Raw genomic sequence first — 23499 nt, 5'->3', positions numbered from 1 at the left:
TTCAGTGGATATAAGTAACCTCTTGTCATAAAACCTAACACGGTAGTAAGATAAAATGATTGATATACATTCAGTGATAAAACCAATAAAAATGTCGGCGGGAGTGGTACGTTATGGAGATCAAAGTGGATGATTTGAGTGGAGTCCAAGTTAAGGCTTTAATTGCGGAGCACTTGCAAGGGATGGCAGCAGATTCGCCTCCAGAAAGTATTCATGCGTTGAATCTGGACGGACTCAAGGAGCCCGAAATTACTTTCTGGTGTGCTTGGGAAGGGGACGACTTGCTCGGCTGCGGGGCTATCAAAGAACTTGATCCAGAGCATGCAGAGTTGAAGTCGATGCGTACCGCTTCGGCTCATCTGAGAAAAGGCGTAGCGAGAAAAATTTTGGCGCATATTATGGAGGTTGCCACAGACCGTGGTTATAAGCGAATCAGTCTGGAGACGGGTTCAATGGATTCATTTATCCCGGCACGGAAGTTGTATGAAGATTTCGGATTTGAATATTGCGAACCATTCGCGGATTATGTATTGGACCCGAACAGCACGTTTATGACGAGAACAATTTAAATGGATTTACATGAGAAACCAGTATTCTGTTTTTTTACAGGACGCTGGTTTTTTAATTTTGCAACATATTGTACATTTTAAGAGATGGAAAAAGAGTAGAATAAACTAAATAATACAGCATTAAAGTAACGTGGCCTTATGACGAAGAATGTGGAGGGAGTCGTGCGTGATATATTGGTGGTTCGATGATATGAATCCGCTTTTTGCTGTCTTGGTGTTATGTCCCATCATTGCAGCGGTGCTTGGAATATGCAGTTATTTTGCCAAAGGGTTTAGACTTTGGGGAGCGCTGATTATATCTTTTATGCTGCCTTTGTTGTATATCGCGAGTAGTCTTTCAACAATGGGTAGTAACATAGGCGCTTGGTTCATCTATGGGGCAGTGTACAGTTTGATCAGCTGGATTGTACATAGATTGCTTCATGCGATTGTGGGGTATAAAACATAGGTTATGTCCATATATGTTTGGGATGAATTGGCCATAAGGAACTTCTGGGCTGATTGATGGACAATAGGGTATACTGGACATTATGTCTATGAAACAAGACAGCATTACAGACGTTTTTTACATCAGGAGGACTTGAATTGGCTCAGACAGAAGGAACACTACAAAAGAAGCTTAAACCAAGACACATCAGTTTTATGGCTATGGGTGGTGTCATTGGAACGGGAATTTTCAAAGGCAGTGCAGAGACGATTGGACTCGCGGGTCCGGGCGTTATTGTCACATACATTTTTGCCGGATTATTGCTGCTGGTTGTTATGGCCGCGATGGCGGAGATGGCTACGGTGTACAAGAACAAAAATATGAAAGACTTCGTGCAGGAGGCATTTGGTAGCAGAGTTTCCTTTGTTATGGGATGGATGTACTGCTTTCTATGGTTATCGGTGTGTGTCATTGAGGTGATTGCCGCCGGGAGCTTTTTGCAGTATTGGTTCAGTGAAGTACCGCTGTGGATGCTGAGTCTGGCTTGTGCAGCGTTCATTATACTGGTTAATCTGTTAAGTGTAGGTGTGTTCGGGGAATTTGAGTTTTGGCTGGCCGGGATCAAAATTGCCATGATCATTATTTTTATCTTCCTGGGTGCAGGGTTGATCTTTGGCATTATCCCAAGTGATAACACCCCTTATCTGCAAAATTATACGCAAGCAGGCGGGTTCTTCCCGAACGGATGGTCATCGATCTTCTCGGCACTGCTTGTGGTCATGTTCTCTTATGGGGGATCGGAGCTGATTGGTCTGACCCTGACCGAGACGGAAAATGCAGAAAAAGTTATGCCCAAAATCGTGGGCAATTTCATGCTCAGAATTATTCTGTTCTTCACCTTGCCGATTCTCATCATCTGTGGTCTTATCCCATGGAATGAGATCGGGCCGGAGAGCAGTCCATTTGTACAGGTGCTTGCATCCACGGGACTGCCGGGAGCAGCACACATAATGAACTTTATTTTGGTGACGGCAGTTCTGTCTGCTGCGAATTCAGGTATCTATGGTGCATCCCGGATGATGCACTCCATGGCAGTGGGCGGGGAAGCTCCGAAGGCATTGTCAAAGACGAATCGCAACGGTAGCCCTGTTAACACACTTCTGGTGTGCTCAGTAGTTTTGCTCGGAGGTTCCTTGCTTGGCCTGTTCGCGCAGGATCAACTGTTCCGCGTATTGCTCGCAGTTCCGGGGTTTGTCGTAATCCTTGTGTGGATCTGTATTGCCTCATCACAGTTGAAACTGCGGAAGAAATATCCGGTTCAACCGACCTTCAAAGTTTGGGGATTCCCTTATATAACCGGAGTTGTTGTACTATGTCTTAGTGTGATTGCAGTGATGTTTGTGTTTGATGAAGGTAATCGGTTCAGCATTAGCATCTGTCTTGCCGTGCTCGCGTTGCTGATTATCTGGTCCCTGATTCGATTCAGAAGGACGAATAAACAAACAGTTTAGTATGGAATGGGTAGTATACAAATGTAGAACAACACGACATCTCGGCGCTTGTGCCGGGGTGTTTTTTTGTAGGCACTAAGGAAACGATTTTATTTTGGAACTAGAACCTCTGTTTTTGTTATAACTGGGACAAATTAGGGGTAATACGAACTAGATAAATAAACCGGCAGTCTCTACGAAATGATCTGTGTTCACTTTATAATAAAAGCCCATCTGTACATATGAATCTTATAGCATTCTAAACAACAAATGTTCGTATAACAACGAAATATATTTAGAACGAGGTCTCACATGACAACGATAAAAGTAACTCCTGAACAGTTGATATCTGTCTCGAGACAATTTACAACAGCTCAGAATCAGGTTTTTCAGATGAATAACATCTTGAAACAACATTTATTTGAAATCGAAAGACAGTGGGATGGTAGTACGAAGGAAAGGTTTTATGTTGATTTTATGGTTGCGCAGCGGGTGATGGATGACTTTGTCTCACTATCCTTATCCATTGCGAAGGAGCTTGAAGGGCATGCGGAGAAATTCAGACTTGCTGATCAGCAAGCTGTACAATCCTATGATGTGAGTTGTGTACCACCACCGCCAGATGAATGCAGGGCACCAGCAACCGACACCCGTAATGCTTTTCAGAAGTCTGCTGATAGTTTAGTCGAATTGGGACAAGCCTTTATGCAATCTGCGGATGATCGATATCAAAAGCGTTATGATAGTGTAGGTGGTTTTCTGGATTATTGGACATTTGGTATTCCAAGTGGTCTTGTTCAGGGGTATGTAGACAGGGCGGATAAAGCATTTAACTCCCCGAATGATGCTGCCAACTGGCTCACGTTTGGTATCCATGGGACGATACGGGAAGCCACCTTTCCGACCAATGCCTGGTCCAGTGAACACTGGGCAAATATGATTGGGTTGGGAGGTCTAATGGTTGGTGGGGGTTATGCCTCCAAGATGATCAAGCCGCATAATCTTCTGACTTCGTCGGGAGGCGGCGCGAAGATTAATTCATTCAATCGTCCGCCTGGTACAGGGCAGTTAACAGGTAGTTTTAATGGACATAAAGATCAACGCCTTCGAGTTCTGGATAACATTGCTGAGAGTAAAAAGGCGAGAGAATCCTCTAAGTTTTCCGACTATCTGGAGAAGGAAAAAGAGGCGGGGACACGCATAGATAATAGTAAAGATATGTTCAGAAAAGGTATAGATGATCCATTAAAAGAAGTTCTTGGCCCTGGAAGGGAATCTCATCCCGAGAAATGGAAAGAAATTATTGATCACTTGGAATCAAACGGTGTGGAAGTAATTCATAGAGGCGAGGATATGGCGTATTCTCCAAAAAGAGGTGGACCTGGGCAGTTAATTATAAATGAGGATGCTTCAATAGGGGCACTTTTACACGAATACACACATTATCTAGACGATATGAACAAAGGTTTTCCGGGAATGAGTTATCATTTTCAGACTATGAATCGTGTTAAAATGGAATTAAATGCATACATGAGAGAAATAAAAATAGCTGATGAATTAGGTCGAAATGATATTGCGAATGCTCTGTTTGAAAATTATGTAAGAGAAAGGCAGACCCTTACGAGTCATTTGAAATAAAATTTAATGGAGGGTAGAAATATGAATTTAATAAAGAAAATTGAAGAAGGACAATGTTCGATTGATGAGTTGCAACTTTTATTAAATGAAGCAAATCCAATAGTTTTGTATCATGTAATGACTTATATAGGCAAAGAAAAATTGGCGTCAACTGCTATAAATGAAAAGCTGGAGGAACTTACATCCAGAAGAGGAGCATCAGATAAGTTAATAGGTTATTATAAAGTTGGAGATTTAGCCATAGCTACACTCATCAAATTGGACAAAAAAACAGATGAAATAGCTATTTTTAAATCAATGGATGATTTTGATAAAAAAATGATATTTAACTTGATTGAAGAGTTAGAATGGTAACTCAAGTTACAGAATAAAAATAATTATCAATCTTTGAACATACTCTAATGCTTGCATTGGAGTTTTTTTTTCAATAAACAAAGCTCCCACGGCCATGATAGCGTTTTTATGTAAACCCAATATTTTCTTGCCTAATTCGACATATTCGTTTACTATTTTCCCATACATAGTGCTTCAAGCATGTGTTTTTTGGGTATCGACTAGTCAAAAAGGCTTGGGTTCACGGGAGAGGAAGAGGAGCGGATGATTGGTTTTTTTAGAAAACGTTTGGTTGTGCGCATTGTTGCAGTAGTCACACTGGTCATTACGATTATAGCCGTTGGAAGCATGCTGTTACAGGTGGCCAATATGAAACTAGCTGCGCAGGAGGCCATTTCGAGTTACAACATCCAGATTGCTCAGAGTTATGTGAATCAGCTGGATACAGCATCTTATGCCGAGTTTGCCAAGGACCCCAAGGAGAATGACGAATTCTTGAAGATTCGTGATGAACTGGATGACTTTCGCGTAAGCATTGGTGCAATGTATGTGTATTTCGTCAAAATAGATGACAAAGGTACGCCACTTATTATGGTGGATGGTATGAAGGATGCAGATAAAGCCTCACCGATTAATGAAGTTACGGATGTCCCTCAGGAGGCTGTGCAGAAGCTGTTACAGGGGCAAACAGCCAGTTCTTCGATTATTAACAATGAGGAGTACGGCGACTATATTTCCTCTTACGCTCCCATGCTGGATAGTAACGGTGCTGTAACAGGTGTAATTGGGATCGATACGGCGGTATCGGTCATCGGAAGCATTGAGTCAGATATAATGAAATCGAGTATTCCCTTCTATGCTTTGTTGCTACTAATTACACTTATAGGCATTGCTGTTGTCACGTGGTTTATCGTAAGAGGACTGCGGCCACTTCAACCGCTGAAGGCGAGTGTGGAAAAAATGGCACAGGGTGAGCTTGCAGAAGCAAACCAAATTTTGACGTCGTATCGTTTGCGCAGCCAAGATGAGATTGGAACCACATATCAAGCGATGATACATATGTCCGGTAACTTGAATAAGATTGTGAGTAACATGGTTGAAGGCGTAGCAGTAACCACAGATATTTTATCGGAATCAACGAAGGAATTTAATCGCAGTACCGAAGAGATGCTTGAGATGGGCAAGACGGTTGATCAATCTGTCGAACAGATTAGGCAGGGTGCACATACGCAGAAGCAGGGTGCAAGCGATAGCGCGCATGCGATGGAAGAGATCGCAAAAGGCATAACGGATATATCCGAATCCTCGATGGTTGTATCGGATGCGGCATCAAGTGCGCTTTCTACGGCGGAGTCCGGTAAACAGAGCATGACACTGATGAAAACACAGATGGAGAGCATCTCAAATGTCTCAAGTGAAGTTGTAGCGATGGTTCAGGTGCTGAACAACTACTCCCAGGAAATTGGTGGTGCCCTGCACACGGTTCGTGACTTTGCGAGTCAGACGAAGCTACTTGCGCTTAATGCATCCATAGAGGCAGCACATGCAGGAGAACACGGCAAAGGTTTTGCGGTTGTGGCGGATGAAGTTCGGAAGCTTGCTGAGGCCTCAAGCACATCCATGGAACGGATCTCCGACTTGCTGCTTCGTATTCAACAAGAATCACAGCAGATTGGCTCACAGATGGGGGTTACTGCAACCGAGATTGGACAAGGGGTTACAATTACTGCAGAAGCGGAGCAAGCTTTCGCTCATGTCGTTGACGCGTTCCAACTGGTAACCAGTCGCATTCAGGAAGTCTCCGCTGCGGCAGAGGAAATCTCGGCAGGTTCGGAAGAGGCCGCAGCCTCCGTCAATACGATCTCGCAGATCTCAGCCGGGGTGTCGGATCATTCGGATGAAATCTATCGCTTAATGCGTGAACAGTCGGCCATGTTCAACAGGGTGGCGCAGACCTCCACAATGTTGGAGCAGCAGACGAACGAGATGAGTGAAGCCGTACGAAAAGTTAAAGTATAGTTTGAGTAAGGTGTAGTAATAGTAACGCAAGAGATAGTCAGAAAAGTGTTCCGCTTTTGGAGAAGTTGGTGTTCATCCCAAACTTCCTTCAAAGGGTGGAGCACTTTTTTAGATTTAAACTTTTAAATGATCCAGCTCTATCGCCTGTCTGAAGCGTTGGGCGAATCGTTCTGCAGCTACGGCGGACTCCTTGGACTCCGTCTGCACGAAGCCAATCTGCATTTTCGGTTGATCGATTCCAGCGATCTCTACCATCTTCACCAGACCTTCTTTCCATAAGGGATTTTGGTGAAAGGAAAAGTCGTGACCAATCGTGGCGGCAATATCGTTTCTTAACACCATGTTGATGGCTTCTGAATTATTTGTTTTAAACAGAATGGACAGAGGTCCATGATCATAGGTGAATTCCTTGATGAAGTCTTCGATGAAACCATCTCGATACAGTGCCAGCTTGTGTTCTTTTAATTGATCAGGTGAAACACGGCTGTGCTTGGCAAGTTCAGACAGGTGATGAGTACCGACTACCAGCTTACCCGAGTACATGGGACTGAAGTGAAGTCCATCGAATTCCCGCAATTGTTTCGCATAGATCGCGATAAAGCCCAGATGGGTTTTGTTATTGCGAATATCTTCGATAATTTCCATGGACCCTTTCTCTTCAATGGAAATGTTAAGTTGTGAGTGCTCACGCTTCATATCTGCAGCAGACTGGACAAGATAGGGCATGACACTTGGAAAAGTAGCCACATGAAGCTCTCCGCTAAGTGAGGAGGCTTCTGCGTTCAGGGATTTTAATTCATCAATCCGCTGTAAAATATCCAGTGCCTTGGCAATGAATTGTTTGCCTTCGGGAGTGGGATGAGTTCCCTGCCGCGAGCGTTCGAATAGGATGATACCCAATTCTTTCTCCAGACGATGAACCGATTGGCTGATCGCCGATTGTGTGACATGTAGATGCTCCGAGGCGGCGGAGAATGATTTCGTTTTCGCAATTTCAACGACATATTCGAGCTGTTCCAGATTCATGATTTCATCTCCGTTTAGCATTAATACAACTAATGTTAACATTAGTATCTATAAATATGAATAATACATGAACAGCGATATAATATATAGACAATCATACAAAGGGGATGAACTTCATGAAAGCAGCAGTATGGTATGCCCATAAAGACGTGCGTGTAGAAGAACGGGAAGTTCCGGTTGCTCAAGCGGGTCAGGTCAAAATCAAAGTTGAATATGCGGGGATCTGCGGCAGTGACTTGCATGCCTATCATCATGGTGTGGGTATTCAAGAAGGCGAGAATCATCCGCTCTCAGGACAGAAAGCACCATTGACACTGGGTCATGAATTTGCAGGAACCGTAAGTGAATTGGGGAGTAATGTAAGCGGTATCAGTGTAGGGGATCGAGTTGTGGTAGAGCCGTTGTACCATTGCGGAAAATGTGAGTACTGTATCCAGGGACGTTACAACCAGTGTACTCAATTTGGATTCGTTGGACTGAATGGTGATGGTGGTTTTGCGGAGTATGTTGTTGTTGAAGCATATATGGTTCATCCCATACCGGATAACGTATCTTTCGAAGAAGGTGCGCTTGTAGAGCCTACAGCCGTAGCCTTTCACGCGGTTCGTCACAGCAAGCTGAAAGTGGGGAACAAAGTAGCCGTATATGGAGCAGGTCCAATTGGATTATTGACCATTCTGTCTGCCAAAGCAGCAGGAGCCTCTGAAATCTATGCAGTCGATGTATTTGAGGAACGTCTGGACCTGGCAGCCAAGCTGGGAGCGATTCCGTTGAACAGTGCCAAAGTCAATGCAACAGAGGTGATCCTGCAACAATCGGGCGGCATTGATGTAGCTTATGAAGCAGCAGGTGTGCAACCAACGATGGATAGTGCCATTGCGGTTGTCAAAAAAGGCGGAGAAGTTGTTGTCATCGCAGCGATTCCAAATCCGCTTCAAGTGAACTTCTTCGATCTTCTGGTCAAAGAAGCGAATCTAACGGCAACGCTGGCATATCGCCACATTTTCCCTGAAGTGATTTCATTAATTGCTGAAGGGTCGCTCGATGTGAAACAGGTCATCACTAAGAAAATCAAACTTGACGACATCGTTCAGGAAGGGCTTGAGTTGTTAATGAGCGACAAGAGCCATGCGAAGATTTTGGTAGAGATTGGCGGCTAAAAAATCAATAGCGATGTATCATTTCAAATGTTGATTGATCATTTATAAACGTAGAAAAGACCGTCATAAAGATGATCGGTCTTTTTTACATTTCATTTTCTGTTCCCTAATCCCATGTTGCTGTTAGCCAACACTAGGAATCATAACGGTAACATATTGCCTTGCCCCCGCCACTCTCGGAGCTGAACTCCTCATCCTCTGTAAATCCAAAACGCTCATATAAACGGATGGCATTGACCATCTGACCGCCCGTATATAAATACACCGTATTTTTGCCCATTTCTTTGGCAGAATCTACGCATTGCTGGAGCAATACCCTGGCAATCCCGTGACCTCTCCATTTTGGATCAACACCCAACAGCCGAATAAACGGATAATCGATTGGCAATTCAAAGTTTGGATAAGCCTTGCGCGCTGTTTCGAATAATTGGACTGTACCAACGATCTGATCATCAATCTTCGCGATCCATAATTGTGTCAGGTACGGATTAACCACAGACTCTCGAATATCTTTGAGGTAGGCCTCCCAGCGTTCATTTTGCTCAAAAGTCTCCCGATACTCGGCATAACTTGCAACAAGGATATCTACAATCTCTGGATGGTCTGCTTCTGTGGCAGGGTGAATCGTAACGGCAGCCGTTGTCATCTTATAATTCCTCTTCTCTTATGGGTTAAGTATGGAATATAGTTTTCTTGCATTTTACCATAACGGATTCAATCCGATTCATTCAAATTTTCTATAGGTAACTCAGTCATTTCTATAGATCGTAGCGCATCAGCGATTGAGCTGTGTGGAATACAGATGATTGCGATATTCGGTTGGCGTATTGCCTTCGTATTGCTTGAACATGCGCAGGAATAGCTTGTAGTCGGAGAAGCCGCACTGTCCGGCGATTTCTTTTACACTAGCATTGGTGTTGAGCAGCAACTGTTTCGCCCGGCGAATTCGTTCTGTGAGGATATAGGTTTTGAGTCCAGTACCTTTCTCACGTTTCACCATTTTGGAGATATAGTCTTTGTTAAAATTAAAATTTTCCGCAATCTGACTCACTGTGATGTTTGTATGCAGATGAATATCGACCCACTTGCAGATATGGTCCACAATTGCATTGTGCGGGCGATAATCCGCCTCTATATTGCGCTCCAGCTCCTTGAACAACAGTAACAAAGCAGCGTCGGCTTCTTCTGGTGAGAAGGATGACACATGCAGCAACTGCTTGAATAACTGATTGGCCATGGAAGGCACCTGAATGGTGGCATGTGTCCTAAACTGGTTGAATTCTGCCGAAATGGCATCATAGTGAACCCAGTAAAAGCTGACGGGTGTGTCGCTAATCTGGTAGCCGTAATGGGTGCGACCGGCGCGCAGAAACAACAGATCGTTGGCACGAACTACATATTGTTCCTCTTCCTCCGCGATGTACATCTCACCTTCCAGCATCAAAATGATCTCATGCACAGGCATGCTGCGTCTCATGTGGCTCCAGTTGCCTTCGGATATGAACTTGCCGCACAGGTAATGTTCCAGTGGCTTTTGCATAGGACGGATTTATCCACCTTTTCTTGGATTATGAGTCTGATGTAATTGTATTTTATTTGATAGAATGGGGATATTCAAGCTCTACAGTAGATTGATGAGTATTAGTCATATGGAACAGAACACGGATTTTACCCCTTAAGAATGAATGGATATCTATTACATCCCGAGAAGGAGTGAGTGTAATGATTGATACGAAAAAAGGATTTCTGGGACCGGAACATGTAGATCTGTTAAATGGTGTGTTTCAAACATCACAAGAGGTGGGGGAGCGTTACCTGTTATCGCTGGATATTGATCGATTCCTGGCTCCATGCTTCGAAGCGCATGGTTTACCTGCCCGAAAAGAGCGCTACGCGGGTTGGGAGGCACGTACCATCAGCGGACATTCCCTCGGACATTATCTGTCTGCCCTGGCTGTGACGTATCAGGCAACCGGGAATATCACGTTAAAAGAAAGACTGGATTATGCGGTTACCGAACTGGCGAGAATCCAACAGACCACGGGGAGCGGATATATCGGTGGTTTGTCCGAAGAACCTTTCCACATGGCTTTTCGAGCAGAGAATATCGGTGGATTCAATATCGGTGAATACTGGGTTCCCTGGTACAGTGTGCACAAAATCTATCGCGGCCTGATTGATGCCCATAAACTCACTGGCAACGGACAGGCACTTGATGTAGTTACTCGATTTGCAGACTGGGCGGTCGAAGGTTTGCTTCCGATGACAGAAGAACAGATGCAGACGATGCTTCAAAGTGAACACGGGGGCATGAATGAAGTATTTGCACACTTGTATGGAATCACAGGCAAAGCCTTATATCTTGAGATCGCTAACAAGTTCACCCATCAATTGATCCTGAGACCCTTGGAGCACAAACAGGACGATCTTCAAGGCAAACACGCCAATACTCAGATTCCTAAAGTGATCGGTGCAGCCGAGATCTACAACCAGGATCACTCCCGCGAGAGTTACCGGACAGCGGCAGAATTTTTCTGGGATACGACCATTCATCATCGTTCCTATGTATTTGGTGCGACGAGTATTTCGGAGCACTACGAAGCGAAGGGCATGGAGAGTCTCGGGATCAAGACAGGAGAGAGCTGCTGTACCCACAACATGATGCATCTGACGAAACAACTCTTTGCCTGGAATCCCGATAGCGCCTACATGGACTATTATGAAAACGCCATCTATAATCACATCCTCGGCACGCAGGACCCGGATACGGGGAACAAAACGTATTTTGCATCAACGCTGCAAGGCCACTACAAAATCTATGGTACTCACGATACCGCTTGGTGGTGCTGCACAGGATCAGGCATGGAGAATCCGGGCAAATATGCCGAGGCCATCTATTTTGAGGATGAACAGGACCTGTACGTCAACCTGTATATCGCTTCCCAACTGGATTGGGCGTCACAGGGATTATCCCTGAAGCTTGAAACCGACTTTCCTTATTCGGAAAAGGTAACCCTGACGATCACCGGAGGCAACGCCTCGGCTCATCTAAGATTACGTGTGCCCTCATGGCTGCAAGAGCCAATGACGGCAACAGTTAACGGGGATACGGAACATCCGTATACACAGATGGAACCCGGCTATCTTTCCATCGAGCGCACATGGACAACGGGCGATGTCATCACCATCACACTGCCGATGTCACTCCGCCAGTACACTGCCCGGGATGATTCCCACAAAGTGGCATTCCTGTACGGCCCAATAGTACTCGCTGGTGCACTAGGAAACGAGGGCCTTCCCGAGGATACGATCGTAGACGAAACAGCGCTGAATCCCAAGACTGCACCTGTACCTGTGATCTGGACGGAGCAAGAGGATGTACGAGAGTGGATCAAGGTTGTAGATGCAGACACGTTAACATTTGAACTTAGCAAAGATGTTACTTCCACAGGCGAAGCCGTGAAGCTCATTCCGTTCTATGATGTGCATCATGAGTTCTATACGGTCTATTGGCCGCTTAACGATGCGGGAGATGCACTGGAGAAGCAGTTAAATGATATCACCATCGACAGAGTACAGCCTGACGGCCAGCAGGATGAGATTGGACATCATCTGGATAGCAATTGCCGTGCCGAACATCACAATGGTTCCTATACAGACAGCCGCAACAAGCTGATCATGTGGCGGGAGGCCTATGGTGTCAGCAGAGCTTACTTCAGCTACCAGCTGGCGGTGGATGGTTCTGCACCGAATGTTCTATGCGTGGCATACTGGGGCGGGGATTGGTCTTCATTTGAACGGGAGGGTACGCCGTATGAGAGAAAATTTAGTATCGCTGTAGATGGAACTGTGGTGGGTGAACAGCGGATTCATATGAACAAGATTGGCGAAGTATTCTACGTTACCTATGACATCCCTGAGTCGGTTACGTCAGGCAAAGACAGCGTGCGGGTTGCATTTCAGGCGCTGGGTGACAACGGCTGTGCCGGGAAAGTGGTGGATGTGCGCACAACGCGAAGCAAACCGAAATCCGTCTTTTCACAAACTGAGGCATGATATGAAAATGGGCAAACACAATGGTATAATAAAGGAAACATACTGATTAGGTGAAATAGGAGGTTGGAAGTGTGGCCAAACCGGATAATAAAGGCATCTATAGTTTTCAGGATTGGTTAACGTGGGAGGGTGCATGGGAATTAATTAACGGCAAAGCATTTAATATGTCCCCAGCACCCACCTCATTACACCAGTTTATTGTGGGTGAGCTGCACTTCTCCTTGCGTATTATTTTTTCAGAATCGTAAATGTTTCGTTTTTGTTGCCCCCTTTGATGTGTATTTCAGCGAAAATGAACAATATGACGTACCTGACCATGTGGTACAACCGGATCTGTCGGTGGTTTGTTCCAATCACCAAATATCCAAAAATGGATGTCAGGGTGCGCCGTCTCTCATCATAGAAGTGCTGTCTCCTTCGACTGCGCTGAAGGATTTTAACGAAAAGTTTAATCTGTATCAGAAATACGGTGTGAATGAATACTGGATTGTTGACCCTGGCAATCAGACCGTCCATGTATATACATTGGAAGAAGGCAGTTACCAGAACCGTCATCTGTACACAGAGCAAGAAACGATCCAATCCGTGTTGTATCCTGAACTGGAGGTTCCGCTTCAGCATTTGTTCAGGCTAAGCTCGCACGACATTAATATATAAACAGATCAAAAGCTTGTCCCTCGATTGATGAGGGGCAAGCTTTTGTTGTGATATGCTTTTGGAGGAAACATCACCGTTAACGAAGTTGAACATTAATTAAGATACATCTTCACCAGGTTAAGCAGCTCTTGTTCCGTGACATGGCCCTCCCACACGGAGACGGTATATCCATAGGTCTGACCTGTTTTTGCATCCTGGTCCACCCAGTTTATTCCTGAAGGAGAGCCATCAGAGTCCTTTGTAAAGATCATTTCAGTGCCCTTCACGGTAAACTTTTCTTTGATCAGATCAAGTTGATCGTCCCAGTAGGAGGTAGCTGTTCCATGTCCTACACCGTAATTTACAGTCGTCACCGCTATTTTTTTATCCCCCTGCTTGTAAAAGCTGCGGATATGGCGGAAATCGTCAGCGAATTCAATCGGCATCATTGCATAGTCCGTATTGGACGCCAGGGCTTTCTGGCGTAGTTTCTCTGCAATATCGGCCTCTTCTTCCGAGGTCAGGGGTTTCACATCCGTGATCGGTGACATGAAGGCTTCGGCCCATTCAAACGTGTAATCCCCTTCGATTTTATCCAATAGCTTAATATCTGAGTTGTTAACCTTTTTACGCAGGTCTGCTGCATTTTGGAAAATAAAAGGGGTAAAACGCATATCCAATTGATGGTCAGGGTTGTGTGATGCGACATAAATGAGCATGGCGGTTCCTTTATCCAACTTGTCATAAGCCTGATTTGCTATGCTGATCCGCTTGCGTTCTTTATCTGAATAATTGGCTATAGCAGGAGCCTCTGATATTGATTTTTCCTGATAGACGACCTCTCCATGACTGTTCTTTAATGAATGATACTTCACTGCTGCAAAACCAGACGATACCGTCAGCAGCATGCCAGCCAGCACCAATAAACTCACTTTATATTTCACGTAGAACCTCTCCTTTGGTTTGGATTCAGATTGTAGCCTGTGCATCACGCTACTCGTCAGATCCGTCTTGAAATTCGGTGTGTTATGAAAAAGTTCTCTCAGATCCTGATCGTTGTTGTACTCCGTTTTCACGGGGATCATCTCCTTTCGCCAGTGCGTAATAGGTACGGAATTTGGCTGCGGTACGCTCATATTTTTTCCGCAGACTTGGACTGTTCCGATGAAGAATCTGACTAATCTCCTCATAGCTTTTATCCTCCACACATCTTAGAATCAACAGATTGCGTTCCTCAGCGGATAATCTCGACATCGCCTTCAGCACATATTCATCGAAATAGTTCGCTTCAATTGCCAGATCCACATGTGCATTCTCCTGATCTTTGCGGTAGAAGAGGGGAAGGTATCTTGTTAGCTTTCGTTTGCGTATGACATCAATGCACTGGTTATAGGCGATTTTGTATAGCCAGGCTTCCAGGGACAGGTCGGGTTTAAACTTGTCAAGTGAGCGATAGGCTTTGAGAAATACCTCTTGCCCACTGTCCTCAGCCTCTGTGCGGTGTCCCAGCATGTGATAACAGTAGCGAAAGATCGGTTTTTCATATCGTTGCACAATGATTTCGAATTTCTCTGTCCGCCCTTTTAGCACCTCAACAACGATCTGATGTATGTATGAATAATCCATTGGTTTAGTTTCACCCCCTTACACTCCTTACTACGTATCACCTATCAGCGAATGTGACAGTTGAGTATAAATAGATAGATACAGCTGTATAAAAAATGACACGCCCGCCAAATTTTCACGTATTACCGGATAACTTTTCTTTTTCTCCCACCGATGGTTCCACATAAACGGATCAATTTCCAGAGGTTACAAAATCGGTTCCACGTTGTCCCTGAAAATATGAAATGGGATAAGCCCAAACCACGTATATTATGAGTATTCAAATATCCAATCATATCCACCTGAGAGCGTTAACATCATGTACAATAAGAATAAGTTGAACAGGAAAATTACGACATGAAGCACCAATATATAACATGAAAGGAGGTCGGATGATTGAACATGATCAAGTACATAAAATTGTTGGGATTAATCCTCGGTATTGTGGCTGTGAATGTTCTCGCATTCTCACCTGGCTTTATCGGGCTGAATTTCGAGGAGGGTGCATTCACAACTGCGCTATCCGTTACCCTTCTGTTTGGCAGTGCAATGGCACTCTTATATGGAAGTTACACCTTGCTGTTCAGACAACCGGTAGTCCTGCCCGTGAAGCATATCGAAACGCATGAAGATTATGTGGAAGCACTATCTTTTTATAGACGCATCAAAGTGCTCGAAGAAGATATTACACTGGGGCTGTCCCAACTTAGCCGGATGAAAAAGAAAAAAGAAACCCTCCTGAATGTGCTTCATCAACGGTTTGATCCCGGGGAACTGAGCTACAAGAAATTTGCTTCGGTCACATTGGAAGTGGAGAAGTTGTTATACCTGAACATTCGCAGTGTGCTAAACCGGTTGAATGTATTTGATGAAGCTGACTATGCCAACATGATGAAATCCAAATCCTCCACACTTCCCCAGAAACTTTTTCAAGAAAAAACCAAGGTATACAACGATTATCTGTCTTATGTAAAAAATGCATTACACACCAATGAGGAAATTTTGCTCAAGCTCGATCAGTTGTTACTCGAGATTTCACGCCTCGACAGCTTTGAAGCCGGAGATATTGAACAGATGCCTTGTATGCAGGAGATTGATCAGTTAATCAAGCACACCAAATTATACAGATAGTGAGGGGTTGCTCGTATGGCCAAGAAGGGAAAGTTTTTTTTCATATCGATTGTAATGCTGGTACTCGTATTTGGTCTGGTCTATGCAGGGATTACACTGACGTCGAACTTTGGCAAGTCAACCACACAGGTGAGCACAGAGAATGCAGGTAAGGAACTGGGAAAACTGTACGCGGACATTGCGCCAGCGACGGCGGAACCGGTCAAAGGACAGATTGATCTTGATCCGGTCGACGTAGCAGAATCACTACCGGATATCTCGAAATTTCCGATTGCTGTAGAGAATACAACGAATGATTACGTCGAAATTTTCTCTTCCCCAGAGAAGTCTGGCAGTGGGATAGATGGCTGGTTAACTGAGGTAGGGGAGGAATTCAACAAAGCTAATATTACCGTAGGTGGCAAACAGGTATCGGTCAAAATCCGCAACATTGCCTCCGGAACAGCCACCGATTATATCAAGTCCGGTAAGTATATGCCGGATGCATTCACACCTTCCAATGAACTGTGGGGCGAGATGGTTGAGGCCAGTGGGGTGAAGACCGAGATGGTGTCCGAGCGACTGGTCGGGAATGTTCCGGGTATTGTCATCTCCAAAGCCAAATATGATGCACTGGTTGATACGTACGGCTCCGTTAATGTAAAAACCGTAACCGAAGCGATTGCCAACAATGAACTCGCGATGGGATATACCGATCCATTTGCCAGCTCCACAGGACTGAATTTCCTGGTGACTGCACTGAATACGTATGACAGCGCCAACCCGCTTGGCGAGAAGGCCATTGAAGGGTTCGAAAAATTCCAGACGAATGTACCGTTTACAGCGTCAACAACGATTCAGATGCGGGAAGCTGCCAAGTCAGGCAGACTGGATGCCTTTGTACTCGAATACCAGACGTATGTGAATACCGCTGATCTGAAGAGTGGATACGTCTTTACACCATTTGGTGTGAGACATGATAGCCCGCTGTATGCATTGGGACAATTGCCACAGAACAAACAGGAAATCATCCAAAAGTTTGCAGAATTCGTAACTCAAGCGAAGTACCAACAATCGGCAGAAGAGTTTGGCTTCAACGGTTTGCAGGATTACAAATCCGAGCTGGCTACCGTGGATGGCGGCACGTTGTTGTCTGCACAGAAAGTATGGAAAGAGAAGAAAAACGGTAGTAAACCAATTGCCGCCGTGTTCGTGACAGACGTGTCCGGAAGCATGGACGGCGAACCGCTTAATCGACTGAAGGAGTCCCTACGCAAAGGTCAGAAGTACCTGGGCACTGAGAATAGTATTGGCCTGGTTTCTTATTCTAGCGGGGTAACCGTGAATCTGCCGATTGCCAAGTATGATACGAACCAGCAGTCCATGTTTGTCGGAACAGTTGATAGTCTGCAAGCTGGCGGCGGTACGGCGACCTTTGACGGGATCGTGGTGGCGATGAAGATGCTGGAAGATTATATGGCCGCTAATCCAAACGTGAAGCCGTTGATCTTTGTCCTGAGTGATGGCGAGACCAACGAAGGTCATACCCTGAAGGATATTCGTGATCTGGTCGAGACGTACAAAGTACCAATCTATACGATTGGGTACAACGCGGACATCAAGGCTTTGGAGAGCATCTCCAGCATTAACGAAGCCGCAAGCATCAATGCCGATACTGACGATGTCGTGTACAAGATTGGAAACCTGTTTAACGTACAGATGTAAATTTATAACACGAAGACGTAGAGTGCAGAACCGATCTGAAGAAGCGTAGCGGTCGCCTTTATCACCAGATTTCAACCGATTAATGAGGAAAATGAAGAAATCTGGGGATAACAGCGATCGGAGGATGGTACTGCAATCGGAGTCACTCGCGTGGAATATCAATCATTTTACAGCACGTATTTAAAGGGGGAACTGTAGATGTCATTTTCAATGGAAATACCGAGCCAGAAGGAAATTCAGAAGGTGATTGAGGAAGAGGTGAAACCCGTGCCCGCCGAGGTCGCGGAGCTTCAACAAGTGGCAAATGCCAACGTAGAGATGATCATGACACTGGATCTCGAATCCCTGGAGAAGCGTAAAGAAATTCTGCAATCCATTGACGGCTTTGGCATGAACACAATGAGATCCTCTTCTGAGAAAAACGCCTTGCTTCAAGTCTCTGTTGGACATCTGTCCAAGACGGGAGACGAGGGCGGTCAGGTCGCCAAAGGTTTGACCGAGCTGCATATGCAACTGAAGGATCTCGACCCAAGCGTGGTCGACTTTGCCAAGACCGGTTTCCTTGGGAAATTGTTCAATCCGCTTCGCGCCTATTTCCTGAAATACCAGAAGGCTGACGCAGTCATCGCTGACATCGTAACCTCTTTGGATAAAGGCAGATCTACCCTGCGTAACGATAATACAACGCTGGAGATTGAACAGCAGAACCTGCGGGAACTCACCAAACGACTGCAAAAGGAGATTCAGCTTGGCGTGCTTATGGATGAGTCCATCGATGCGCAGATCGAAGCTGCCAAGGTTCGGAATGAAGACCCTGAAAAAGTCCGGTTTATTACTGAAGAAGTGTTGTTCCCACTCCGTCAGCGGGTGATGGATCTACAGCAGATGTTAGTCGTGAACCAGCAGGGTATCATGGCGATTGAAGTGGTGATTCGCAACAACAAGGAACTGATCCGAGGCGTAGACCGTGCGAAGAATGTAACGATCTCGGCATTGAAAATTGCCGTTACTGTAGCAAGTGCTTTGTATAATCAGAAGATTGTATTGCAGAAAATTGAGTTGCTGAACCAGACAACCAATGATCTGATCGCCGGAACATCCAAGATGCTCAAGGATCAGGGAATTGCCATCCAAAAGCAGGCGTATGAAGCCAGCATCTCCGTGGATACGATGAAACAGGCGTTTACCGATGTGCTGTCGGCGCTCGATTCGATTAGTCTTTATAAGCAGGAAGCTCTGCCAAGAATGCGTGAGACGATTAACCAGTTCCGTGAACTTGCGGATACCGGCGAGCAACAGATTCAGCGGTTGGAGAAAGGGCAAAAGCTGGGGCTGTAGTGAGCAGATTAAGGCCAAGGACATAATCTGCCGGAAAAGACTCCCTCGGGAGTCTTTTTTTGATGTCAGCTTTGTATAATTCATGGCATTGCTCGCGGGTACCGAATTTCGACGAACAGAATCATTCTGATCTGCTTATTGCTGATGGGGAGTTGCTTAGTCTTTTAATCCAACAATTGATGGAATCTCCATATACAATTATAGCCAATTGAATTAAAATTAAAGAGGCTTGTAGCCGGGGAGTTGGACTAACTATATACAGAAATAGAGGGATACGATGAAGGGTCAGAAGGTGTTTGCCATACTGCTGGGAGCGTCTATTGTATTGAGCGGTTGTGGCGGGATTGAGATTACCATTAAGGAAGAAGGGAAGAGCCAAGAATTACAGGAGACAACCAAACCAGTTATACAGTCAGATGTAGTTCAAGGCGGAGAGCAGGTAGAGCTAGCGGTTGACTCGAAGAGTGAAGCTCAAACGGAAGTTAACAAGGTTCAAGAAGACACGGCTCAGGAAATAGCAGTAGAGAAGCTTAAGGAAGAAGCAAGCTACGCTGTGTCTGAGACGTCAGCAGAACAAAGTATTGATTATCTGAAGCCAACGTCTTCAGAAATAAATCTGCGCGTTGCACCTAGTATCCATGCAAGATCAGTAGGTATCCTATACCAAGACGATGAAGCTGTATATTTGCACCGCAAAAATTTTGACCCCTCGGACGGTCGTACCTGGTATCAGGTAAGTATTTCGGATGGAAGCATCGGATGGGTGAGCAGTAAAGTGGTGAAGCAATCGGATGGTCGTTATTACGAAGGAAATGCGTATTCCACATCTAAAGCGCAGTTCGTGACCGTATCGGTGGCCCATGCAAATATGCGAGATATACCTTCGATCAACGGATCTGCTGTTGCCGTTGTGGACAAAGGAGATCAATTGGAACACTGGGGCGGTTCCGTTTATGATCCATCGGATGGTCGTACGTGGTACGAAGTATGGACAAGTAGTGGGAAGTACGGATGGATTAGCGGCAAAGTAATCACTTGGTAGACGGGAGACTAGAATCTTTATATACCAACTTTACAAGAGATTCATATTAGCATTTTGCTACATTCACACAGTCTAGACGGACCAGAGCCTGAGGAGCACCAGCTTCTTTGCTGAATTTACTCACTAGGATATGAGAAATACATATATGGAAGATACATCCGCAAATTACGGTTGAACGCAGGGTAACCTGCCGATTCAACCGTTCTTTTTATTTTGGCAATATGGATCAACGGCTAAGAAGGAGACTTCTATACAAGGGGACGCCTTAAAGTGTTATCCGGCTTGTAATGGATGATCTTGAACAACTCCTCGGCCATGTAGGTGGGGCTATGCTTGAAATCCTGTCTGATCCACTCCATGATCATGCCAAATATCGCATGAGATTGGTAGCTTGCCAATATTTCATGGTTGATGTGCGGAGGGAAAATGTGGTTCAGATCCTGTAAGGCCAGATCCCGAAGGACATCACAGATCATGCGCTGGAAGTTGGAGGAAGCCTCAGATTTCACAACCAGTGTGTAGAATTGTGCGTGTTGGTGTACATGCTCAAATATAGTGATCGCCGAAGAGGGCATCAGATTGACTTCGAACTTTTCCTCATCCTGATAGGGTTTACGGAAAGAAGTTACCAGATCCTGAATCACATCATCGATAATTTCGTTGAACAGGTCTTCTTTGTACTGATAATGCCTGTAGAAAGTTCCCCGATTCAGGTCGGCTCGCTGCACAATATCCGTAATCGATATTTCTTTAAAGGGATGTTTTTGCATCAAATGGATGAGTGCATCCTTCAGTGCAACTTTTGATTTCTTAATTCTTCGGTCCATCGAATTCAGAGTTTCAGACATCTATTTTCCTCCTCGCTATATAAGTTGAACTAAAGCATATTTACACTGGCCACTCCGATGACAGAAAAACCTTCCGATCGCTGTTATCCCCAGATTTTTTGATTCCTATTATAAATGGTAAATCCGGTGATAGCATATGCTTCCGATGAAGCTTTCTTCCAGAAAGCTTTTAGGCGAACGCTTACGCTTCTTCAGGTTATTTCTGTCCTCTCCGTTTCGTGTAAATGTTTAGTTCAATTTATATCGTTCACTTTAAAGTACATTCGGGCTTATAAGTGTTGTTTAACGTACAACTGGACAAGCTTTTACTGATTGAAGTGAAACGCTATGACTTATTATACTAAGGATAGGAGTTAATGAACATTTGTTTGTTAACTTATTGTAAACGAATACACAAAGGAGGATACATGGAATGAAACTTCAAGATAAAGTTGCAGTTGTTACAGGTGCTGGTTCAGGTATGGGGAAAGCAATTGCCACGTTGTATGCTCAAGAAGGCGCGAAAGTCGTTGTATCGGATATTAACGAAGAATCCGCACAAGCGGTAGTGAATGATATTAAAGCCCAGGGCGGAGAAGCGATTGTCGTTCTGGCCAATGTAGCCAAAGAAGAAGATGTGCAAAATCTGATCGATACGACGGTGAGCACATACGGTACAGTAGATATTCTAATTAACAATGCGGGCATTATGGATGGCATGGAGCCTGCAGCTGATATAACGGATGAGAAGTGGGAGAGATTGTTTGCTGTGAACACAACCAGTGTGATGCGGACAACACGTAAAGTATTGCCGATTTTCCTGGAAAAACAAAAAGGTGTCATCGTGAACATTGCTTCGGCAGGTGGATTGCACGGTGGACGTGCGGGAGCAGCTTATACGGCGTCCAAACATGCGGTCGTGGGCTTCACCAAAAATACAGGGTATATGTATGCTGAGCAAGGCATTCGCTGTAATGCGATCGCTCCAGGCGCTGTGGCAACCAATATCAGCACATCCATGACAGGTATTAGTCATTTCGGTGCAGGGCGGCAACAGCTTGGGATGGCAATCAACCCACGCATCGGGACAAGCGAAGAGATTGCCAAAGTGGCTTTGTTCCTTGGATCTGACGAGTCCAGCTTCGTGAACGGAACTGTCGTTACAGCAGATGCTGGCTGGAGTTCGTATTAATCCATTCAAGCACAGCCAAGCATGGAGTACGGAAATAGTGTGTGAATTAAGGAAGCCGCATGAGTATATGCGGCTTCTTTTTTTGCACCTATGCACCTACGTACGGTGGATAACAGCATCATATTCCGTGTAGGACAAACGTTTGCATTGCTACACGGAAACCCGAAATGAATCAATCTGAGGGTGGCCTTGGTTTGGAAAAGAGTGAGGATTCACGCACGATCAGACGATGGGGGATAATGACCGGATTATGAAGCTGTGGTTCCCCACTAAGAATTTTTAACAATACCTGAACGGCTGTATAACCAAGCTGATAAGTCCCGATGTCGATAGAGCTTAAGGGTGGAGAAGCCATTTCCGATAATGCAATATTGTTAAAACTGACCACACTGATATCTTCAGGCACCAGATAATGAAGCTCGGCAAGAGCTCTCAATACCCCAAAGGCCACGTTGTCATCGATGACAACAATTGCGGTGGGTCTGTCCGGCAAGGACATGAACAGCGACATCGCTCTGAATCCACTTTCCTGCAGAAATTCACCTTCCACAATCCAATCACTATCCGCATCCAGCCCGGCTTGGGCAAGCGCTTTTTGGTATCCTAACATGCGATCATGCGATAACGTAATGTCCGGAGGACCGCTGACAAATCCGATTCGAGTATGTCCCTGGGCGATCAGATGATGCGTCGCATCATAAGCAGTCTGCACATTATCGTTATCCACCATGGGGGCATTTGGATGAGCTTCACTGCGACCGATTAACACAAAAGGAAACTTTTCCGCTTCCAAAAATGAAATGATGGGATCATCTCGTTTGGACCCAAGCAACAGAATACCATCAACTCTACGGCCATGCACAAGGCGGGATATCGCATGCAGTTCATTGTCTGATGATGTTTCGGTTGTTAGCAGCAATTCATAATTCATACGGGTGGCATGTGTAATAATACCTCGCAGCAGTTCCCCGAAAAAGTAATTCTGAAACAACTCTTCTGCAGGACGCGGAAGCATAATCCCAAGGGTATGTGTTGTTTTGGAAACCAGGCTCTTCGCGATGATGTTGGGATGGTAGTTCAGTTCTTTCATGATTTGCTTCACTTTGAGAGACGTCTTGGTGCTGATTCTGGGATGGTTGGAAATCACCCGTGACACTGTAGAAGGGGAAACACCCGCCAATTTGGCAATATCCTTGATCGTAATCATGTGAAAAAATCCCTTCTGAACAATCGTATAAATATTCTCCTATGGTAATCCAAAGGATACGAGAAATCAATTGCTAACTGCCGAGTAAGGGATGCACGC

The 23499-nt window shown here is 45.1% G+C and carries 22 protein-coding genes; 15 read left to right on the top strand and 7 right to left on the bottom strand.

Going from position 1 to position 23499, the window contains the following annotated elements:
• Nucleotides 1–113 precede the first annotated feature (113 nt).
• From MHI01_RS13935 to MHI01_RS13910, 6 genes are all read left to right on the top strand, one after another.
• Complete coding sequence (locus tag MHI01_RS13935; RefSeq protein ID WP_282319330.1) at nt 114–569, top strand: GNAT family N-acetyltransferase; 456 nt, start codon at nt 114–116, stop codon at nt 567–569.
• A 166-nt stretch (nt 570–735) separates the two neighbouring features.
• Nucleotides 736–1017, top strand: coding sequence for a hypothetical protein (locus MHI01_RS13930; RefSeq protein WP_127550457.1), 282 nt, complete (start codon nt 736–738; stop codon nt 1015–1017).
• 137 nt (nt 1018–1154) lie between these two features.
• Nucleotides 1155–2507: an amino acid permease gene (locus MHI01_RS13925; protein WP_340983407.1), complete on the top strand. Its 1353-nt coding sequence runs from the start codon at nt 1155–1157 to the stop codon at nt 2505–2507.
• A 291-nt stretch (nt 2508–2798) separates the two neighbouring features.
• Nucleotides 2799–4124, top strand: coding sequence for a WXG100 family type VII secretion target (locus tag MHI01_RS13920; protein WP_340983406.1), 1326 nt, complete (start codon nt 2799–2801; stop codon nt 4122–4124).
• A 21-nt stretch (nt 4125–4145) separates the two neighbouring features.
• Nucleotides 4146–4478, top strand: a complete 333-nt coding sequence (locus MHI01_RS13915; RefSeq protein WP_051446963.1) for a hypothetical protein — start codon at nt 4146–4148, stop codon at nt 4476–4478.
• A 243-nt stretch (nt 4479–4721) separates the two neighbouring features.
• Complete coding sequence (locus MHI01_RS13910; protein ID WP_340389179.1) at nt 4722–6476, top strand: methyl-accepting chemotaxis protein; 1755 nt, start codon at nt 4722–4724, stop codon at nt 6474–6476.
• A gap of 114 nt (nt 6477–6590) precedes the next feature.
• On the opposite strand, the gene MHI01_RS13905 is transcribed toward MHI01_RS13910, so the two are convergent.
• Nucleotides 6591–7502 carry a LysR family transcriptional regulator gene (locus MHI01_RS13905; protein WP_340983405.1) on the bottom strand — a complete coding sequence of 304 codons (912 nt, stop codon included), beginning with the start codon at nt 7500–7502 and terminating at the stop codon, nt 6591–6593.
• 116 nt (nt 7503–7618) lie between these two features.
• Between MHI01_RS13905 and MHI01_RS13900 the strand changes: the two genes are divergently transcribed.
• The gene (locus tag MHI01_RS13900; RefSeq protein ID WP_340983404.1) at nt 7619–8662 is read left to right on the top strand and encodes a 2,3-butanediol dehydrogenase; all 1044 of its coding nucleotides are present in this window, start codon (nt 7619–7621) and stop codon (nt 8660–8662) included.
• Between the two features lie 133 nt (nt 8663–8795).
• Here MHI01_RS13900 and MHI01_RS13895 read toward each other — a convergent pair whose 3' ends face one another.
• Nucleotides 8796–9308: a GNAT family N-acetyltransferase gene (locus MHI01_RS13895; protein ID WP_091034581.1), complete on the bottom strand. Its 513-nt coding sequence runs from the start codon at nt 9306–9308 to the stop codon at nt 8796–8798.
• A gap of 129 nt (nt 9309–9437) precedes the next feature.
• Nucleotides 9438–10202: a helix-turn-helix transcriptional regulator gene (locus tag MHI01_RS13890; protein WP_156946146.1), complete on the bottom strand. Its 765-nt coding sequence runs from the start codon at nt 10200–10202 to the stop codon at nt 9438–9440.
• 182 nt (nt 10203–10384) lie between these two features.
• Between MHI01_RS13890 and MHI01_RS13885 the strand changes: the two genes are divergently transcribed.
• The 3 genes from MHI01_RS13885 to MHI01_RS13875 all read left to right on the top strand — a co-directional run bounded on the left by MHI01_RS13885 (nt 10385) and on the right by MHI01_RS13875 (nt 13375).
• On the top strand, nt 10385–12718 hold the full coding sequence (locus tag MHI01_RS13885; RefSeq protein WP_340983403.1) for a beta-L-arabinofuranosidase domain-containing protein: 2334 nt from the start codon (nt 10385–10387) through the stop codon (nt 12716–12718).
• 71 nt (nt 12719–12789) lie between these two features.
• A complete protein-coding gene (locus MHI01_RS13880) occupies nt 12790–12966 on the top strand; it encodes a hypothetical protein (protein WP_340983402.1) in 177 nt (58 codons plus the stop codon).
• A 28-nt stretch (nt 12967–12994) separates the two neighbouring features.
• Nucleotides 12995–13375 (top strand): Uma2 family endonuclease, encoded by a 381-nt coding sequence (locus tag MHI01_RS13875; protein WP_340983401.1) that lies wholly within the window; start codon nt 12995–12997, stop codon nt 13373–13375.
• Nucleotides 13376–13467: 92 nt separating this feature from the next.
• Here MHI01_RS13875 and MHI01_RS13870 read toward each other — a convergent pair whose 3' ends face one another.
• Nucleotides 13468–14430, bottom strand: a complete 963-nt coding sequence (locus MHI01_RS13870; protein ID WP_340983400.1) for a DUF4367 domain-containing protein — start codon at nt 14428–14430, stop codon at nt 13468–13470.
• On the bottom strand, nt 14381–14980 hold the full coding sequence (locus MHI01_RS13865) for an RNA polymerase sigma factor (protein ID WP_339299402.1): 600 nt from the start codon (nt 14978–14980) through the stop codon (nt 14381–14383). The genes MHI01_RS13870 and MHI01_RS13865 overlap by 50 nt, the downstream gene beginning before the upstream one ends.
• 381 nt (nt 14981–15361) lie before the next feature.
• Between MHI01_RS13865 and MHI01_RS13860 the strand changes: the two genes are divergently transcribed.
• The 4 genes from MHI01_RS13860 to MHI01_RS13845 all read left to right on the top strand — a co-directional run bounded on the left by MHI01_RS13860 (nt 15362) and on the right by MHI01_RS13845 (nt 20174).
• A complete protein-coding gene (locus MHI01_RS13860) occupies nt 15362–16090 on the top strand; it encodes a hypothetical protein (RefSeq protein WP_340983399.1) in 729 nt (242 codons plus the stop codon).
• A 15-nt stretch (nt 16091–16105) separates the two neighbouring features.
• A complete protein-coding gene (locus MHI01_RS13855; protein ID WP_340983397.1) occupies nt 16106–17794 on the top strand; it encodes a vWA domain-containing protein in 1689 nt (562 codons plus the stop codon).
• A gap of 198 nt (nt 17795–17992) precedes the next feature.
• The gene (locus tag MHI01_RS13850) at nt 17993–19132 is read left to right on the top strand and encodes a toxic anion resistance protein (protein ID WP_017690481.1); all 1140 of its coding nucleotides are present in this window, start codon (nt 17993–17995) and stop codon (nt 19130–19132) included.
• A gap of 277 nt (nt 19133–19409) precedes the next feature.
• The gene (locus MHI01_RS13845; protein ID WP_315372920.1) at nt 19410–20174 is read left to right on the top strand and encodes an SH3 domain-containing protein; all 765 of its coding nucleotides are present in this window, start codon (nt 19410–19412) and stop codon (nt 20172–20174) included.
• A gap of 248 nt (nt 20175–20422) precedes the next feature.
• On the opposite strand, the gene MHI01_RS13840 is transcribed toward MHI01_RS13845, so the two are convergent.
• A complete protein-coding gene (locus tag MHI01_RS13840) occupies nt 20423–21022 on the bottom strand; it encodes a TetR/AcrR family transcriptional regulator (RefSeq protein ID WP_340983396.1) in 600 nt (199 codons plus the stop codon).
• 412 nt (nt 21023–21434) lie between these two features.
• On the opposite strand from MHI01_RS13840, the gene MHI01_RS13835 reads away from it, so the two are divergent.
• Nucleotides 21435–22193, top strand: coding sequence for an SDR family oxidoreductase (locus MHI01_RS13835; RefSeq protein WP_036672609.1), 759 nt, complete (start codon nt 21435–21437; stop codon nt 22191–22193).
• A gap of 172 nt (nt 22194–22365) precedes the next feature.
• On the opposite strand, the gene MHI01_RS13830 is transcribed toward MHI01_RS13835, so the two are convergent.
• The gene (locus MHI01_RS13830) at nt 22366–23400 is read right to left on the bottom strand and encodes a LacI family DNA-binding transcriptional regulator (RefSeq protein WP_340983395.1); all 1035 of its coding nucleotides are present in this window, start codon (nt 23398–23400) and stop codon (nt 22366–22368) included.
• Nucleotides 23401–23499 lie beyond the last annotated feature (99 nt).

Source organism: Paenibacillus sp. FSL M7-0656, from assembly GCF_038003225.1.
Classification (GTDB): Bacteria; Bacillota; Bacilli; order Paenibacillales; family Paenibacillaceae; genus Paenibacillus; species Paenibacillus amylolyticus.
The sequence above is the reverse complement of the archived record's forward strand: the minus strand, read 5'-3'. Positions and strand labels throughout refer to the sequence as shown.

Coding starts and splice junctions, on each gene's coding strand:
- MHI01_RS13855 (WP_340983397.1), top strand. CDS start 16,106: ATGGCCAAGAAGGGAAAGTTTTTTTTCATATCGATTGTAATGCTGGTA.
- MHI01_RS13835 (WP_036672609.1), top strand. CDS start 21,435: ATGAAACTTCAAGATAAAGTTGCAGTTGTTACAGGTGCTGGTTCAGGT.
- MHI01_RS13840 (WP_340983396.1), bottom strand. CDS start 21,022: ATGTCTGAAACTCTGAATTCGATGGACCGAAGAATTAAGAAATCAAAA.
- MHI01_RS13845 (WP_315372920.1), top strand. CDS start 19,410: ATGAAGGGTCAGAAGGTGTTTGCCATACTGCTGGGAGCGTCTATTGTA.
- MHI01_RS13910 (WP_340389179.1), top strand. CDS start 4,722: ATGATTGGTTTTTTTAGAAAACGTTTGGTTGTGCGCATTGTTGCAGTA.
- MHI01_RS13890 (WP_156946146.1), bottom strand. CDS start 10,202: ATGCAAAAGCCACTGGAACATTACCTGTGCGGCAAGTTCATATCCGAA.
- MHI01_RS13905 (WP_340983405.1), bottom strand. CDS start 7,502: ATGAATCTGGAACAGCTCGAATATGTCGTTGAAATTGCGAAAACGAAA.
- MHI01_RS13830 (WP_340983395.1), bottom strand. CDS start 23,400: ATGATTACGATCAAGGATATTGCCAAATTGGCGGGTGTTTCCCCTTCT.
- MHI01_RS13920 (WP_340983406.1), top strand. CDS start 2,799: ATGACAACGATAAAAGTAACTCCTGAACAGTTGATATCTGTCTCGAGA.
- MHI01_RS13915 (WP_051446963.1), top strand. CDS start 4,146: ATGAATTTAATAAAGAAAATTGAAGAAGGACAATGTTCGATTGATGAG.
- MHI01_RS13860 (WP_340983399.1), top strand. CDS start 15,362: ATGATCAAGTACATAAAATTGTTGGGATTAATCCTCGGTATTGTGGCT.
- MHI01_RS13900 (WP_340983404.1), top strand. CDS start 7,619: ATGAAAGCAGCAGTATGGTATGCCCATAAAGACGTGCGTGTAGAAGAA.
- MHI01_RS13935 (WP_282319330.1), top strand. CDS start 114: ATGGAGATCAAAGTGGATGATTTGAGTGGAGTCCAAGTTAAGGCTTTA.
- MHI01_RS13885 (WP_340983403.1), top strand. CDS start 10,385: ATGATTGATACGAAAAAAGGATTTCTGGGACCGGAACATGTAGATCTG.
- MHI01_RS13850 (WP_017690481.1), top strand. CDS start 17,993: ATGTCATTTTCAATGGAAATACCGAGCCAGAAGGAAATTCAGAAGGTG.
- MHI01_RS13865 (WP_339299402.1), bottom strand. CDS start 14,980: ATGGATTATTCATACATACATCAGATCGTTGTTGAGGTGCTAAAAGGG.
- MHI01_RS13895 (WP_091034581.1), bottom strand. CDS start 9,308: ATGACAACGGCTGCCGTTACGATTCACCCTGCCACAGAAGCAGACCAT.